The organism is Acidisoma silvae (assembly GCF_020618775.1).
In the GTDB taxonomy this organism is placed as follows: domain Bacteria; phylum Pseudomonadota; class Alphaproteobacteria; order Acetobacterales; family Acetobacteraceae; genus Acidisoma; species Acidisoma silvae.
In genome coordinates, this window is sequence record NZ_JAESVB010000026.1 from 22,999 (window position 1) to 38,727 (window position 15,729).

The following is a 15,729-nucleotide window of genomic DNA, read 5'->3' on the forward strand; positions in this document are numbered from 1 at the left end:
TACGCCAGCAAGCTGGCCACTCCCGGGGAAAGCGGGAGTGGCCTCCGGTATTACCAACCTTGTTCGGTCGGCAATACGAAGAGTTCGGCGACATCCATGTGTTTGGGCGCGTTCAACGCGAACAGTATTGTATCCGCGATATCTCCGCCTTCCAGGAAGGTCATGCGTTTTGCCAGGTCGTCCATTTGCTGACGGTAGGTAGGGTCAGTAATCTGATCATAGAGTTCGGACCTCACGGCGCCTGGCTGAATGCAGGTCACACGGATATTGTGCTTGGGCGCAATTTCCATGCGAAGGCCGTCCGAGAACGCCGCGACAGCAGCTTTTGTCGCGCAATATACTGTCAGGCCAGTGAAGACCTTGCGGCCAGCGATCGAGGACATGTTAAAAATATGTCCCCTGTGCTGCCTGATCATGTGCGGCAAAACAGATGCGGTTGTATTCAGGACGCCATTGATATTGACGTCGATCATGCGCTTCCATTCGTTGATCTTTAGCGCGTCGACGTCCGATAGCGGCATAAGCCCCGCGTTGTTAACCAGCACATCAATACGTCCGTATCGCTCGATAAGAATGTGGGTTGCCGCTTCAATAGAGGCTGGTTCCACCACGTCCATTTCGAGCGCTATCGCTTCTCCACCTGACAATTCGATGTCAGCAACAAGCGCATCAAGTCGGTCCTTTCGTCGGGCAGCCAGCCCAACAATCATCCCCTGGGCCGCCAGCTTTTTCGCGGTAGCCGCACCAATGCCGCTTGAAGCCCCCGTGACAAGGGCGATTTTCGCTTCGGTATTCATGTCAATCCTCCGTAATTGGACCTCGGTTAAACGAGGTGTCCCTAGGACGGACAAAGACATAGTGGTAAGATTCAGGACGTTCGCTTGTGGGATTGCGGAAACTGTCGTAGTCTTGCGGCAATCAGATCCAGTCGGCTAACCGGTGCGATATTGGTTTGGGGACACGCCGGTTTCACGCCGAAAAACCTGAGCAAAATGGCTTGGGCTTTCGTAGCCGACCGTCATGGCAATTTCGATTATGGGCAAGTCGGTTTCTCTCAAAAGCTCTTGCGCACGCGTGATCCTCTGGCGAATAAACCACTGGGAAGGCGATTGGGACATACTGCTCCTAAAGCCACGGCTGAAATGAAACCGGCTCATTCCTGCAGCTTGAGCGACCTTCTCCAGATTGAATTCCTCTGCAAGGTTTTCCTCCATAAAGTCGACAGCGCGCCTTAGCTTATACCTCGGAAGCTGGTCGAGTTTTCTTGCAGGTTCATCGCTTGTTTCTCCATAACTCCGCACAAGATGAATTGTGAGACTTTGCGCTATTCCTTGCACGAAGATGGAGGATGCCGCGGAAGATGCCTGCATTTCTTTGTGCAACACAGTCAGCAAACTGGAGATGACATCGTCTTGTGCGCCTGAAACGTCACGGAGTCGGACACCTGACTTTTGGCCGGCCACTTCTGCAATCATACGAGAAAGAAGCGAGAGCCCAAGATAAAGGTGGAGCACTTCAAAACTCGCGCCATTGTCGCTTTTCCACCGCATCATATAAGGGGCTGTTGCGTGTGTAAGGAAAAAGTCACACTTTGATACCTTGCGTCCATGCCATTCACCATTCAATTCGCGCTCTTCGACAAAAGCAGAGCCCGCAATTATCCAGACGAGGAGAGGTTCGGCGACGGCTGGGACGAGAAGACCGTCTTCTGTCGGCGATCTTGCGAAGATCTGGATTTCGACCTCGCGCCAAGCATCGCCCTCGCTTTGCATTATTAAACTTCCCATTATAGATGCCATTCGCACTTACGAATGTAAGAGCTACATTAATCCTGAAGTAACTCGACCACGAAAGGAAACTTCCAGATTAACCATCTAACACAACACGTCCTATGATGGCAGCTACAACGGGAACCTTAATAACTTACGGCCGCTGATGTGTCGCTCCAGCGCGGACCCTGACGTTCGAGAGGTTGCTGGACGTGTTCTGCTCAAATCACTCTGTTCCGACACGGTCCTCACATGAACTTAGAGACGTCATCTATCTAGACATCTTATTATGGATGAAAAAGAAAGTGATAGCTATTGTCACGCTGTAGTGACGGTGAGACTCAAAAATGGCGGATTAGTGCCAAATTCTCACACCAGACTCTTCCTCAATTTGTGGGCAAAGACGTCCTTGGTAGACCCGCCAAGCATTAAAAGTATTCAGCTAAAATGCCCTTTGCCGGTCGCGTTCCACAACTAACTTACCAGCCGCCTGTGAAACCGAATTGTTCAACTCAAAACACGCATTAGATCCCGAATACCTTGCCTTGATGCCCAAAGATAGAAGAAGACCTTTAAGGGCGCGCTAATCCGAGATGGTCTCTCAAAGTCCTGCCGCTATATTCCTGACGAAAAAGACCACGATGCTGCAATTCGGGAACGACCTCATCCACGAACTCCGCAAGTCCGCCTGGATGGAAGGGTGCCAGGATATTAAATCCATCACAGGCATTGTTGGTAAACCATTCTGCCATGAAGTTCGCGATCGTTCGCGCCGTTCCAACGACGCGAAGATGGCCTCGGTTCTGAACCATCTGCACGGCGAGTGAACGGATCGTGGCACCAGGCAGACGGGCCTGATCCAGAATAATTTGGCGCCTGCCCATCTCGCCATTGCTCTCGGGCAGTTCCGGCAGCTGACCGTCGATTGGGTAGCGTGACAGGTCGTGCTGCACAACGTCGGAAAGATAGGAGACTGCCAAAGATTCAGGCACGAGGTCTTGCAGTGCGCGATCCTTTGACTCTGCCTCTTCCTGGGTACGGCCGATAATCGGCAAAAGACCTGGCATGACCTTCATGACCCCGGGGATGCGCCCTGCCGCCGTTACGCGGGTCTGCGCAGCGGCATAGAAGGCTTGCGCTGAAGCAAGCGAGCGTTCGACGCTGAAGACGACATCAGCGACATGGGCTGCGAAGTCCTGCCCATCTGCCGAGACCCCGGCCTGGATTATGACCGGATGCCCTTGTGGCGGCCGCGGCATATTCAGCGGCCCACGCACAGAGAGATACTTCCCCTTATAATGGATGGCCTGAATAAGTGCGGGGTCGGCGACCTGTCCGCTCACCTTATCAAAGCTGAGCGCCTTGTCGTCCCAACTGTCCCAAAGTAGCCGAAGGATGTCGATGAATTCGCGAGCGCGTTCGTAGCGTGCGCCATGGGCCAGATGATGACTCAGGCCAAAATTTTGCGCCTCCTGATCCGTGCTGGATGTGACGAGGTTGAGCGCAGCGCGGCCATTGCTAAGAAAGTCCAGCATGCCAAGCTTGCGGGCAATGTGGTAAGGCTCGTTATAGGTCGTCGAGATGGTGGCCGCAAGGCCAACGCGCTGCGTCACCACGGCCAGAGCCGAAAGCAAGGTCAGCGGCTCAGGCCTGATCGTTACGGTGTGGCGTAGTACAGCGTCGTAAGTGTCGTTAATGCCAAGCCCGTCAGAATGAAAGACAAGGTCGAATTTTCCGCGCTCTGCCGTTTCAGCGAGGTTACGGTAGAAGTCGAAGGCCATAAGCCCCTCAGTCGGAACATCCGGCATGCGCCAGCCGGCGGCATGATTTCCAAGATTGAATAGGAATGCGCCGAGGTGCATTTGCCGCATAGGTCCAACTTTCTAAAACGCGATTTTTCCCGTGGCATTAGTACTGAAAACTTGCATCGCGTCGGGAATTTGCCCTTCATGAAAGAGAACGCCAGGTCCACTCGCATCCTCCAACATGGGCGTTCTCATGCGAGAAAGGCTGTTACGCCTCGGCGATGCGACGATACTGGTCCGGGCGGCGATACCGCGCGAAGTCGAAATTGACCCGACGACACGCCGCGATGAGGTCGAGATCGGCGCAATGAACGATCACCTCATCCTGCAGTGATATGGCAAGGGCGGCCATCTCTCCGCTTGGCGCGATGATGCAGGACCCGCCGATCAATGCCTGCCCGTCTTCGAGACCGGCTTTGGCGGCAGCGGCTACCCAAAGCGTATTCTGATAGGCGCCAGCCTGCATGGGCAGGTGATTATGAAACATGCGGAGATGCGCGAGCGCCGGTGCCTCATCCAGATACAGCGGTGTATTGTAGCCGATCAGCACCACCTCGGCACCGTTCAAGCACAGCATGCGATAGGTCTCGGGCCAACGGCGGTCATTGCACAGCGCCAGCCCAACACGAACGCCATCCAAATCGAAGACGGGAAAACCGAGATCACCGGGCGCGAAATAGCGCCGTTCCAGATGCACGGTCACACCCGGTTCCGGCGCTTCCGACCCCGGCACATGGATTTTGCGATACAGGCCGCGCAGCGTGCCGCTACGGTCAACAAGCGCCATGCTATTGAAGCGCCTTGCTTCTCCACCATCCCGGATCAGCTCGGCGAAACCAATGGCGAATCCAATGTTGAGACGGCGCGCCGCATAGAGCAGCGGTGCCGTCTCCACATTCGGAAAGCCGTCCTCATAGAAACTGTCGAGCAGGGTCTCGTCCGCAATTTCCGACCGTGGAAAGAAGGTCGAAAAAGCCAGTTCGGGGAAGACCGCAAGGGCAGCGCCGCCGGCCGCCGCCCTCTCCAGCATAGCGATCAGCCGTCCGACAACCTCGGCACGGCTGGTGCCGGACTGCACCGGGCCCATCTGACAGGCAGCAAGCCCGATGCGACGGGTCAAGATAGTGAAACTCCGCCCAGGAACAAGCGGTTTGCGACCGGCGGCAGACCCGCCAAACCTTTCTTGGTCGGCACCAGATAATCGTAAAAATAGGAGAAAATGACGGGCGTCTCATCCAGAAGCAATTCCTGGATCTGTTTCGCATAGCTGCGCTGGCTGCCGAGATCAGTAGCCTTGCTGTAGCTGTTAACCAGCCCGTCATAGGTCGGGTTCTTGAAATGCGCCGCGTTCCAAGTACCGCTGCTCAGCAAAGGCGCACGCAAGAATACGTTCGGCACGCCGCGATGGCCGTAATCGGTAATGCCGAGGGTGGAATCCAGCCAATCCGACTGACCGAACACCGCCTTGCCATAATAGGCATCCTGGCTTTCGATATGCAGCTTTATATCGATGCCGATCTTCTTGGCGAAGCTTTGCAGCAGAATGGCATAGTCCGGGATTTCGATGTAATCCTCGGTCGTCAGTGTGACGCTCAATCCCTTGCCATAACCGGCAGCCTCCAGAAGCTGCTTCGCCTTGCGCAGATCCTGCTCGCGCTGCGGCACGCTTGGATCCGCCATCGGAAAGACGGAGGCGAAGGGACTGTCATTGCCCACTTCCGCCATGCCGGCGAACAGCCCGCGCACGAGTGCGGTGCGGTTAAGCGACAGAGCCAGCGCCTGACGCACGCGCTTATCCACGAAAGGCCCCGTGTCGCAGCGCATATGGACCTGCTCATGGCCGGAGCTGCGTTCCCGCACGATGGTAAAGCGCGGGTCATGCAGCAGGGCGCGACCTTCCGCTACCGTCATCTGCGCCAGCAGGTCAACCTCGCCGCCTTGCATCGCCAAAATCTGCGGCTGCATATCCGTGTAGAAGGTGAATTCTGTGCGATCCGCCAGTGCCTTAGGACCCCAGTAATCGTCGTTGCGCACAAAGGATGCACCAACCTTCGGCGTGTATTTCTCAAGCTTGAAAGGCCCTGTACCGTCCCAGTTCTTTTCGAAGTCACCGGCATAGGAAGCAGGCAGGATCACGCAATTATAGTTATCGGATGATAGAACATAGGGAAAAGTGCCGTAGGGCGCATCGAGATGGAACTCAACCGTCAGTTCATCCACCTTCTTGGAATTGCCCGGCGACAGAATGCCCTTGAACGCGGACAGCGCGTTGGAAGAATTTTTCGGATCGCACAGCCGGTCAATGCTGGCGATGACGTCATCCGCCTTCAACGTGCCGCCGCTATGGAATTTCACGCCTGAGCGCAGCTTGAAGGTCCAGACGGAACCGTCGGCATTATGCGACCAGCTTTCCGCCAGAACCGGCTTCAGCGTGAAATCCCGGTTGAGGATGCAAAGAAATTCGCCGGTCTGGATCAGAATTTCCAACCCGCCATTATCGGCAATAGTCACGGGGTCAATGGCGGCCGCCGGCACGGTAACGCCGACGCGGATGGTACCGCCAGGGGTGCCAGCATGAGCCTGGCGGATCTCGCCCGGCAGGCCGAACAGGCCGGCAATGCCGCCCAGCAACGGCAAGGACAGGCCGAGCAGGCTGCCATGCCGCATGAAGGCGCGGCGATCGAGCCGGCCTGCGGCCAGTTCGTCGATCAGATCATTGTCGATAGCGTCCAGACGGCGGCGGAGAGCATCAAGCGATGTCCTGCTCGGGGGCATGGTGTCTCTTTCCATTGGGCGTGAAGGGAGGATGGGCGCTGAGGCTAGGCGACAGGCGCGGCAGGCTGGCAGTCCGGCGGCAGCGGGCTCCAGCCGTCATGAAACCTATGCAAGAAACGGCGCAGTCTCTGGCGGCCGTGCGCGCCAGCCCTGTATTTCTGCCCAGTCGCTTTCCAGATTGCGAAACCGGGCCAGCGCAAAACTTGACAGGTCAGCGAACTGGCAGCGCCCCTCCGTCACTATTTGCGCAATGGCATGGCCGGTGGCGGGGGAAAGGCCGAAACCGATACTGGAAAGGGTTGCGATGACAAGATTGCCCGGATCGGCCGGCCGATCGATGACGGGACGTCCGTCCGGCGTATTCTCAATGACGCCGGCCCAACTGCGAATGATCTTGGCATGAGCGACGCGCGGGAACAGTGTCGCCAGCCGCCCCGCCAGAAAAGGCATCAATGGCGTGCTGGAGGGCGTATTGAAAACGGCGTCATCCTCTAGCCATTCATGCGGACCGCCGCCATACGCCAGATTGCCGCGCAGCGTTTGCCGACCGTAGAGACCGTTGCCGTCCACGCCGCCGATGGGCATCAACGGCAGCGGTTCCGTCACCAGCACCTCAGCGCGCGCCGGCACCATCGGCACAGGCACATCCACCATGGCGGCGAGTTTCTGCGTGCCGGGACCGGCCGCGAGCACGACCTGCTGGCAGATGATCTCGCCCCGCTCCGTCACCACCGCCGCGATCCGCCCACCAACGCGCCGAAATCCGGTGACTTTGGTTTCCTGCAGAATCTGGCCGCCATGATCCTGCATCGCCCAGGCGAAGGCCTGCACCGTGCGATGCGGATTGGCGTGACCGCCGAAATCATAGAAATAGCCGCCACAGACATTCTCGCCCGCCAGCGGCACTAATTCCCGCGCCTCTTTCGCGTCCAGCAGCCGCGCGCCGAAGCCCTGATGTGCTGCGTTTCGCGCGGCGGCACCGTACAGCTCCAACTGATGTGCGTCGAAGGCGAGACGAATGCGCTTGGGCCGAAATTCAGTGGGATAGCCGAGCAAATCATCCAACTGCGGCCAAAGCCGCTGTTCCTCCACAAAAAGCGGACTGAAATGATGCGAACAGCCGCCGCCATTGCGGCCCGACGCCCCCCACCCGACCAATCCGCTATCGATGACGATGACGGAGATACCGGCACGCGCCAGCCACCAGCCCGTGCTGAGGCCGGTCGCACCCGCACCGATGACAACGACATCCGCGCCGCGTGGCATCTCCATCATTCGCTGGCGTCCGAACTGTGCCTGGGCCGGCTGGAGGCCGTGTATTCGTCTGCCACGGCCCAGAAGGGCACATATTGCGCGGGCATGCCAAACCAAGTGTCCCAATGCGCAGCCATGGCTGGCGTCTCTGTAACCGCCTGGGCGGCGAGCGCCACGGGGATCGGCCGCACCGGCGCGCGGTGAGAGGCCGGGCGCACCGCGCCGTAATCCTGACCGGAGCCGAGGGCCAGCAGTGCCGCCACCTGTTCCCGGCAGCGCCGCCCTTGGCACTGTCCCATACCGGCGCGGGTCAGACGTTTGACTTGATCGGGATGCGGACGATCCCCAAGCAGCCCGCGCAGATCGCGCCGGTTTGGCCGCAGCGCTTCATTGTCGGGCGTCTCGGCGCCCAGATAGCGGGGCGGTCGCACTTCCAAAATGTCGCGTGCCGTCACTTCCTCGCATTGGCAGACATGGCAGGCATCGCCACTGTCCAGCACCGTGGCGCGCACCCAGGCCATTCTTTCTTCGGCCAGATCGCTGGAAGCCAAGTGAGGATCAACGCCACAGCCCGGTTCGGCCATAGCGGCGCGCTGTCCCTCGGCCTCCGCAATGGTCGTATCTGCCGATTTTTCCGGCCAGATGCCTGCGCAATCTCCGGCGGCGTAGATGCCGGGCCGCGTCGTCATCTGCCGATCATCCAGAAATGGCACGATGCCGCCGCGCGCGGCATCAAAACTCATCCGGCATCCGGCGGCATCCAGCAGATCCACCACCGGCACGGAACCCACGCCGAGCAGCACGCCATCGCAATCCAGTCGAATCTCGGCCCCCTCACCCGCTTGGCCGTCGGGCATCACCGGACGCAGCGTCAGCGCTGACACCGCCGCCTGCCCTTCGGCGCGCGCGGGCGCATGGCCCAGAAGAACCCGCGTGCCATCGGCTTCGAGTTCCGCCGCGAGTGCCGCAGGTCCGCGCAGAACCGAACCCGGATCGACCACCGCCAAAACCATGCAGCCCTTGGTCTGAATGTCGCGTGCCACCCGCAGGGTATCCGCGCTGCTGCCAAGCACGACAACGCGGCGTGGCAGCAAAGCATCGTAGAGGCCGGCGAGGCGCTGTGCGGCAGTGATGCCCATAACGCCTTCCTTCTCCCAGCCAGGAAAAGCCAGCCCCATATCGCGCCTTCCGGCCGTAACGATGATGCGGCCTGCGCGAACCATCCAGGAGCGCTCACCATCCATCAGCCCGGCGACCGGGCCGTCTAGCCAGCCGATATCCGGTCCAGGCGTGTAGATACCCCAGCAGGCGGTGCCGAGCCGCACATCCACGCCGTCCTCCAAAGCGGCCTCAAGCGCCGGCATGCCCAAGGCCACTGCTTCCAGCATGGCATTGCGGTTGCGCACCGCGCCTGTCATGCCGCCGCCGAAATGCAGCGGCACATTCTCCCCCATCGTCTCGGCGCTGACCGGGTTCTCATCCACCAGCATAACCGAACGGCCATCGCCTGCGGCCTGCCGCGCCGCCGCCATGCCGGCGGCGCCCGCCCCGATAACAAGCACATCCACCTGTTCGGTCGGCGCCAGTTCCGCACTGGCTGTGGATCTGGGGTCAGGCTGAAAGGACATGACGCTCCGTTGCCTTTCGTGCGGTGGTGAATCCGGCGCCGGACAGCACGGCGTGCATCGTGTCCGAACGCGGCGTGCAGCCGAAACGGCTGCGATAGGCATGGGCGAAATGGCTGGCATTGGCGAAGCCGGTCGCAAGCGCCACTTCCATGACTGACAACTCAGTCTGCCGCAGCAAAGTACGGGCATGATCCAGCCTCAGCTTCAGCTGGAAGGTATTCGGCGTCTGGCCCAGATGCAGTTGAAACAGCCGTTCCAGCTGGCGCTGGGAAATGCCGGCAAGTTCGGCGAGGTCTGGCCCACGCGCCGGGCGGTCGAGATTGGCTTCCATATGCGCGATGATGCGCAGGACAGTTGCGTTCCGCACGCCAAAGCGCATGACGGGCGACATGCGCTGCGGATGTTCACCCTCTCGCACGGCGGTTTGCAAGAACCAGTCACTGACGGCCACTGCCAGCGCGCCGCCATGCTCACGCGCGATCAGTGCATGCATCATGTCCAGTGGCGCCGCACCGCCCGAGCAGGTCAGGCGGTCACGGTCAATCTCAAACAAACAGCGCTGCACATCGAGATCGGGGAACTCCTCCTGAAAGCTCGGCGCCAATTCCCAATGCAGCGTGAAGCGGTAGCCGTGCAGCAGCCCGGCCCGGGCCAGCAGATAGGCGCCGGCGGACACACCCCCCATGCGCACCCCCTGCCGCGCCAGCACAGCCAGCCGCCGCAAAATGGCAGAGTCACGAAAACCAACGGCTGCAACACCGGCGCAAATGATGAGCAGATCAAGCGATGCCGCGCCCTGCCAATCCATATCCGGCGCAAGCGCGATATTATTGGAAGCCTGAACCGGCGCTCCGTCTGGCGTCAGATGATGCCAGGAATAGAGTTTCTGTCCGGTGATTTCATTAGCCGCGCGCAGCGGCTCTACCGCCGAAGCATAGGGCAGCAGCGCGAAGCCCGGCGTCAGCAGAAATCCGACGCGCCGGCCTTGCAGGGGCGCGGCCTGAGGCGCGCGGGGGGTTATGACCGGCCTCCCGCATGCGTGGGCTGCGAGAGATAGGCTTGGATCTTGTCACAATACCAGTCGGTGAATTTCAGCACACCGGCTTCCGCCGACGGGGAATATGGCCCGGGCCTATAGCCTGCCGAGCGCACGCCCGCCTGATTACGTTCGACCAGCGCCTTGTCCTGATCATTGGTGACGCGCCAGACATGGGTGAGATTATCGATGGTGTAATCGACACCTTCGATCGCCTCGGCATTGACCAGCCATTTTGTCGTCACCAGCGTCTCTTCCCGCCCGATCGGCAGCATGCGGACCAGGACGGTATAGTCATTGATGCAATGGTTGAAGGTCGATGGGTAATGCACCCAGCGCAGCGACCCATAAGCACCGGGCGGCGACAGGCCCAGCGGCTTTGCGACGGCAGGCTTGCCATCCATGGTGATGGATTGCGCATCCTTCGTGAAAGGCAGGCGCGTCGCGCGGTAATGCGGGCCTTCCGTGATATGGGTGGTGAAGCCCGCCGCTTCCCACTTGTCCCAATATCCCTGGATCATCGCATTCTGTTCAGGGTTTGCGAAATCGTAGAGATCGAGAAACGTGACCATCAACTCACTATGGCCGCCTGCGCAGTGATAGCATTCGCGGGAATTTTCCACCACCGTCTTCCAGTTGCCGTATTCGATGAGGTGATCCTCATGCGCCAGCTTGGCATTCTCCAGCCCATGCGGCGCAAGCTGCTCGGTCATCGCTTCGCCATAGGGCGTGAAATCCGGTGGATCATCGGCAAGACAGATATAGATGGTGCCGGCCACAGTTCGCAGATTCACGGGCACCAACGCATAATCCTCCGGCCTGAAATTGTCCGGCATCAGCTTGGCATGAACGAGCGATCCATCCAGCCGGTAGGTCCAGCGATGGTAGGGACAGACGACGGAGGGGATCTGCCCGCGCTCGGCCTCACACAGTTTGAAACCACGATGGCGGCAGGAATTATAGAAGGCGCGCAGCCTGCTGTCCCGGTCACGCAGGATCAAAATGGAGCTGCGGCCGATGGAAACCGTGATGAAACTACCGCGCTTCGGCAATTCGCAGGTCGCACCGACGAAAATCCATTCCCGGCCGAAAATGACATCAAGGTCGAGCGCATAGATATCAGCGGCGGTGTAGAAATCCCCGGGCAAGGCATGGCCCGGCTGACGCTTGGCCAGCAGTTCGCGCAGCCGCGCATGATTCGCCATGCCAGGATCGTATGCGCTTACTTTTTCGGCAATAGACTGCATCAGAAGCACACCTTTCCTCTTGGCATACCTTGGCGCACAGAATAGCGGCATGCTGTCGTATATTCGACATTGAACTGCCAAAAAACGACAAAAAAGCGCCTGCTAGCATGGTGGATGCCGGGCGATCCAGTGGCGGGCGATGGCATCCCGCCCTGTCAACCAGACGCCCTCATGCCGCTGAATGTGATCGAGCAGGCGGGCAAGACCGCCAATGCGCCCCGGCCGCCCGATCAGGCGGCTATGCAAGCCTATGGACATCATGCGTGGCCGCCCGTCGCCACCCTCGCGATGCAGGTAGTCGAAAGCGTCCCGGCAATAGGCGAAGAAATCGTCACTGCCTGCGAAGTCTCCTCCGCGATTGAGCCGCGCGTCATTATTGTCCAAGGAATAGGGCAGGATCAGATGCGGCTTATCCGCCACCTCGGTCCAATAAGGCAAATCGTCGTCATAGGCGTCGCAGTCGTATAGAAAGCCGCCATGCTCCACGACCAGCCGACGCGTGTTGGGACTGGGGCGGCCCGTGTACCAACCTATGGGCGCACGACCGACGGCCGCGGTGACCGCCGCGACATTCTGCGCGATATGCGCACGCTCCACCGCCTCCGGCACGCCATGATAGTCAATCCAGCGATAGCCGTGGCAAACCACGTCGAAGCCACTGCCGCGGATTTCTGCAGCCGCGCGCGGGTTACGCTCCAGCGCCATGCCGACGGCATAGATCGTGGCCTGCACACTGCGTTGCCGCAGCAGGCGCATGACATTCCAGAAGCCTGTACGGCTGCCGTAATTGAATGCCGACTCAACGTTGAGGTCACGCGCACCCATCAGCGGCGTGCTGACGCCGCTATCTGTCAGCACATATTCCGCATGATCGTCGCCATGCAGAATGCTGTATTCGCCCCCCTCCTCCACATTCAGCACGATGGAGACGGCAATGCGCGCATCACCCGGCCAAGCTGGGTTGGGCGGATGGCCGGCATAGCCGATGAGGTCGCGCGGATAAGTGCCGCTCATGCGTCCATGCCTTCCGCCAGCCAATCGATATAGGCGTGGAATGCCTCCCGCGTCGGGCGCGGACGCCAGCCTGTCTCCTGAGTGATGCGGGCGATATCATAGGCCCCCCACATGCCGCCCGTGAGGCTCGCATTCTCGATCATCTCGGCCTCGCTCTCCGGCACCGTTTCAGCCGTAAAGCCAGCCACCTTCTCGGCCGCCCATTCGACCAGCTGGCCGATGGTCGCGGTCTCCCCAGCGGCAACATTATAGACGCCATAGCGCAGGATGTCGGCTTTGGCGAGAGCATGAATGGCCCGCGCCGCATCCTCAGCATGGATGTAATCGCCGACCGCCTCCAGCGTATTCACCCGCAAAGCTCCACTTCGCGCCAATGCCTTATGGGCGATGCGATTGGGTATATGGCGGAAATCGCGGCTGGCCGTGACGCGATCCATCGTGCCGTAAACAGAAGACATGCGGACCGACGCGACGGACAGACCGAACAATTCGCCATAGCGCTCTGCAATCAGTTCCGAACTCAATTTGGAAATGCCGTAGAGCCGGCGCGGCGCGACGTAGCCATCTTCCGGCAGCGGCTCGCCGGGCCGATCCGGCCCGTGATGGCGATAGACGGCACCGGAACTGACATAGATGAAGCGCTGAATGCCTGGCTGCGCTCGCGCCCACTCCAGCAGCGCCACGGTTCCCATGGTATTGACGGCGATGATGCGTGCGGGTTCCGCTGCTTCGGGCTCGCGCCCGATATCGGCCGCCGTGCCGCGCGCCAGCGGCGTGACCGTCGCGCCATGCACGATATGGGTGATACCGAAACTTTCCAGTTGCGGCGCCCAACTCTCAGGCACAGTGATATCGCCGACAATAACGCGCAAACGGTCCGCTACCGGCGCGAAATAGCGCATGGCGGCGGTATCCGGCTTTGCCGCGTCCAGCACCACTACCCTCTCATCGGGCGAGAATTCCGCCCAGGTTCGCGCCAGTACGCTCATGGCAAAGCCAGTGGCGCCCGTTATCAGAACCGTCATACGTCTACGTCCTTCGGATTCAAGATGGAAAATCCAGCAGCAGCCGGACAAGCAAGTCTTCCGCCACCGCGAAATCCGCCATGGCCATGGCTTCATCGGGATTGTGGCTGCCATTGCGGTTGCGGATAAAGATCATGGCGCTTCGAATGCCAACTTTGGCGAAAATCGCGGCGTCATGCCCGGCGCCGCTCGCCATCTCGAACGGTTGGCCACTCAAGGACAGCAAACGCTGCCGCAAGCCTGCATCCATCATCGCGGGCGGCGAATAACTGCCGACACCTAGATCGAAGGTTACGCGATATTCCGTCGCGATATGCGCGGCCGCCCGGCGGAATTCCGCCGCCACGTCCTGCATAACGGTATCCGACGTACTGCGGATATCGAGCACGAATTGCACATCACCCGCGACACGGCTGGCACCATGCATGGCGGGATCGGTGAAGAATTCTCCGCTGGTCATCACGAGATCGTCACCGCGTGCTTCGGCCTTATCCCAATGGAGCTGCATGTGATGCAGCAGGGCAACGGTCGCCGCCACAGCATCTGACCGGTAGCGGCGCGGTACGGCGCCGGAATGCGCATAGACGCCGTGGCAGCGTGCGGCGCGAAAGCGTAGGCAGCCGCGTATACCGCTGACGACTGCGATGGGCAGCGCTTCCTCAACCAGAACCGGCCCTTGCTCAATGTGCACTTCCAGATAGGCAGCGATACTGGCCGGCTCGAGTAGGGAGCGCTGCATTGCCAAAGTATCACGATCGAAACCGGCTGCGCGGAGGCTATCCGCCAGCATGACGCCATTATCCGAACGCCGCACCTCAAGCACCGCCGGGTCAAGTAAGCCGAAAGCCCCGGCGCTGCCGAGATAGGGAATATCGAACCACACGGATTCTTCGGCGCGAATGGCCATCACGGTAATATCGCAGGACGGCACAAAACCCATGTTCCGCAGTCGTGCGAGCGCCGCAAGACCTGCTGCGACACCTGCCGCACCGTCGAAATTGCCCCCCTGCGGCACGCTGTCGAGATGGGAACCGATAATGATGCCGGGCGCCGATCTGTCCCGCCCCGGAAGAGTCATCATCAGATTGCCGATCGGATCCACCCGGCAGGCAAGACCCAGTTCCAAGGCCGCCGCGTGCATGATGTCATGCGCTGCCTGCTCGCCCGGGCCGTAGCTGGCCCGCACGATGCCGCGCCCTTCCCGCGTCGCGCGATCCAGGGCATCGAACAGACTTGCGGCGAATGCGGTATTTGGCAACAAAGCGTCGATAATTGTATAATTCCTCAAGACTGGTGTGATTACTCTATTTTGGTCTGATCTATATTTTAGCCAAACAGGAAAAACTTGCGATGTCCAGCCTATTGGCCGGTAAGATAACGGCGATTACAGGCGCCAGTTCCGGGATTGGCCGCGCCATGGCGCTGGCCTTCGCCGCCGAGGGCGCCATCGTGGCGCTGGCCGATATCACCACACGACCGAAGGAAGGCGGCGCACCGACGCTCGACCTGATTCAGGAGATGGGTGCCACGGGCGATTATGCTCAGATCAATGTCGCCGCCTGGGATGATGTCGACCGCTGGATCGGCCATATCGTGGCGCGCTTCGGCCGCCTTGATGTCATGGTCAATAATGCCGCGACCTTTTCCGGCACCGCGCTGACTGAGACCTCCAGCGCGCAATGGGAAGACGTCATGGGCGTGAACATGACGGGCATGTTCAACGGCTGCAAACGCGCCGTGCAGCAGATGCTGACACAAGAGCCGCGCCATGAAGCGCGCGGCCGGATCATCAATCTCGGATCACAACAGGGGATCGTCAATTCACCGCATGACACGGCCTATGGCGTCAGCAAGGCTGGAGCGATCTACATCACGCGGCAGGTCGCCGTTGACTACGCGAAAGACCTCATCATCTGTAACAGCATTTCGCCCGGCAAGGTCGTGACCGGCAAGCCCGGTTTGCCGATGGACCCTGCATTGATGGAAAATGCCCAGCGGCGAACTCCGTGGCCACGTCTGGGAAAACCTGAAGATATCGCGAATGCTGCCGTGTTCCTGGCCAGCGACCGCGCCACTTTCATGACGGGGTCCAATCTCGTGGTCGATGGTGGATGGCTGGCGGCCTAGCGAGCGCGTGTGCCGCCGCAAGTTGGCTCCGCTTCACTTGAGCGGGTCT

13 protein-coding genes are annotated in these 15,729 nt (G+C 60.0%); 1 reads left to right on the forward strand and 12 read right to left on the reverse strand.

Going from position 1 to position 15,729, the window contains the following annotated elements; translation table 11 throughout:
• Positions 1–50: 50 nt before the first annotated feature.
• From ASILVAE211_RS23725 to ASILVAE211_RS23780, 12 genes are all read right to left on the reverse strand, one after another.
• On the reverse strand, positions 51–797 hold the full coding sequence (locus ASILVAE211_RS23725; RefSeq protein WP_227323845.1) for an SDR family oxidoreductase: 747 nt from the start codon (positions 795–797) through the stop codon (positions 51–53).
• A 135-nt stretch (positions 798–932) separates the two neighbouring features.
• Positions 933–1,772: an AraC family transcriptional regulator gene (locus ASILVAE211_RS23730; RefSeq protein WP_227323846.1), complete on the reverse strand. Its 840-nt coding sequence runs from the start codon at positions 1,770–1,772 to the stop codon at positions 933–935.
• 569 nt (positions 1,773–2,341) lie between these two features.
• Positions 2,342–3,631, reverse strand: coding sequence for an LLM class flavin-dependent oxidoreductase (locus ASILVAE211_RS23735; RefSeq protein ID WP_227323847.1), 1,290 nt, complete (start codon positions 3,629–3,631; stop codon positions 2,342–2,344).
• Between the two features lie 151 nt (positions 3,632–3,782).
• Positions 3,783–4,694: a nitrilase-related carbon-nitrogen hydrolase gene (locus ASILVAE211_RS23740; protein WP_227323848.1), complete on the reverse strand. Its 912-nt coding sequence runs from the start codon at positions 4,692–4,694 to the stop codon at positions 3,783–3,785.
• Positions 4,691–6,349 (reverse strand): ABC transporter substrate-binding protein, encoded by a 1,659-nt coding sequence (locus ASILVAE211_RS23745; protein WP_227323849.1) that lies wholly within the window; start codon positions 6,347–6,349, stop codon positions 4,691–4,693. The genes ASILVAE211_RS23740 and ASILVAE211_RS23745 overlap by 4 nt, the downstream gene beginning before the upstream one ends.
• A 105-nt stretch (positions 6,350–6,454) precedes the next feature.
• Positions 6,455–7,624: an NAD(P)/FAD-dependent oxidoreductase gene (locus tag ASILVAE211_RS23750; RefSeq protein ID WP_227323850.1), complete on the reverse strand. Its 1,170-nt coding sequence runs from the start codon at positions 7,622–7,624 to the stop codon at positions 6,455–6,457.
• Complete coding sequence (locus tag ASILVAE211_RS23755; protein ID WP_227323851.1) at positions 7,621–9,231, reverse strand: NAD(P)/FAD-dependent oxidoreductase; 1,611 nt, start codon at positions 9,229–9,231, stop codon at positions 7,621–7,623. Before ASILVAE211_RS23755 ends, ASILVAE211_RS23750 begins: the two co-directional genes overlap by 4 nt.
• On the reverse strand, positions 9,215–10,039 hold the full coding sequence (locus ASILVAE211_RS23760) for a GlxA family transcriptional regulator (RefSeq protein WP_227323852.1): 825 nt from the start codon (positions 10,037–10,039) through the stop codon (positions 9,215–9,217). Before ASILVAE211_RS23760 ends, ASILVAE211_RS23755 begins: the two co-directional genes overlap by 17 nt.
• 209 nt (positions 10,040–10,248) lie before the next feature.
• Entirely contained in the window at positions 10,249–11,472 is a 1,224-nt protein-coding gene (locus ASILVAE211_RS23765; protein ID WP_227323853.1) for an aromatic ring-hydroxylating oxygenase subunit alpha, read from the reverse strand.
• Positions 11,473–11,616: 144 nt separating this feature from the next.
• Entirely contained in the window at positions 11,617–12,528 is a 912-nt protein-coding gene (locus tag ASILVAE211_RS23770) for a polysaccharide deacetylase family protein (RefSeq protein WP_227323854.1), read from the reverse strand.
• Positions 12,525–13,553 carry an NAD-dependent epimerase/dehydratase family protein gene (locus ASILVAE211_RS23775; RefSeq protein WP_227323855.1) on the reverse strand — a complete coding sequence of 343 codons (1,029 nt, stop codon included), beginning with the start codon at positions 13,551–13,553 and terminating at the stop codon, positions 12,525–12,527. Before ASILVAE211_RS23775 ends, ASILVAE211_RS23770 begins: the two co-directional genes overlap by 4 nt.
• Before the next feature lie 19 nt (positions 13,554–13,572).
• Complete coding sequence (locus ASILVAE211_RS23780) at positions 13,573–14,811, reverse strand: hydantoinase/carbamoylase family amidase (RefSeq protein ID WP_227323856.1); 1,239 nt, start codon at positions 14,809–14,811, stop codon at positions 13,573–13,575.
• 92 nt (positions 14,812–14,903) lie between these two features.
• Between ASILVAE211_RS23780 and ASILVAE211_RS23785 the strand changes: the two genes are divergently transcribed.
• Positions 14,904–15,680, forward strand: a complete 777-nt coding sequence (locus ASILVAE211_RS23785) for an SDR family NAD(P)-dependent oxidoreductase (protein ID WP_227323857.1) — start codon at positions 14,904–14,906, stop codon at positions 15,678–15,680.
• Positions 15,681–15,729: the final 49 nt, after the last annotated feature.

Coding starts and splice junctions, on each gene's coding strand:
- ASILVAE211_RS23735 (WP_227323847.1), bottom strand. CDS start 3,631: ATGCACCTCGGCGCATTCCTATTCAATCTTGGAAATCATGCCGCCGGC.
- ASILVAE211_RS23730 (WP_227323846.1), bottom strand. CDS start 1,772: ATGCAAAGCGAGGGCGATGCTTGGCGCGAGGTCGAAATCCAGATCTTC.
- ASILVAE211_RS23725 (WP_227323845.1), bottom strand. CDS start 797: ATGAATACCGAAGCGAAAATCGCCCTTGTCACGGGGGCTTCAAGCGGC.
- ASILVAE211_RS23785 (WP_227323857.1), top strand. CDS start 14,904: ATGTCCAGCCTATTGGCCGGTAAGATAACGGCGATTACAGGCGCCAGT.
- ASILVAE211_RS23775 (WP_227323855.1), bottom strand. CDS start 13,553: ATGACGGTTCTGATAACGGGCGCCACTGGCTTTGCCATGAGCGTACTG.
- ASILVAE211_RS23765 (WP_227323853.1), bottom strand. CDS start 11,472: ATGGCGAATCATGCGCGGCTGCGCGAACTGCTGGCCAAGCGTCAGCCG.
- ASILVAE211_RS23745 (WP_227323849.1), bottom strand. CDS start 6,349: ATGCCCCCGAGCAGGACATCGCTTGATGCTCTCCGCCGCCGTCTGGAC.
- ASILVAE211_RS23750 (WP_227323850.1), bottom strand. CDS start 7,624: ATGATGGAGATGCCACGCGGCGCGGATGTCGTTGTCATCGGTGCGGGT.
- ASILVAE211_RS23770 (WP_227323854.1), bottom strand. CDS start 12,528: ATGAGCGGCACTTATCCGCGCGACCTCATCGGCTATGCCGGCCATCCG.
- ASILVAE211_RS23760 (WP_227323852.1), bottom strand. CDS start 10,039: ATGGATTGGCAGGGCGCGGCATCGCTTGATCTGCTCATCATTTGCGCC.
- ASILVAE211_RS23755 (WP_227323851.1), bottom strand. CDS start 9,231: ATGTCCTTTCAGCCTGACCCCAGATCCACAGCCAGTGCGGAACTGGCG.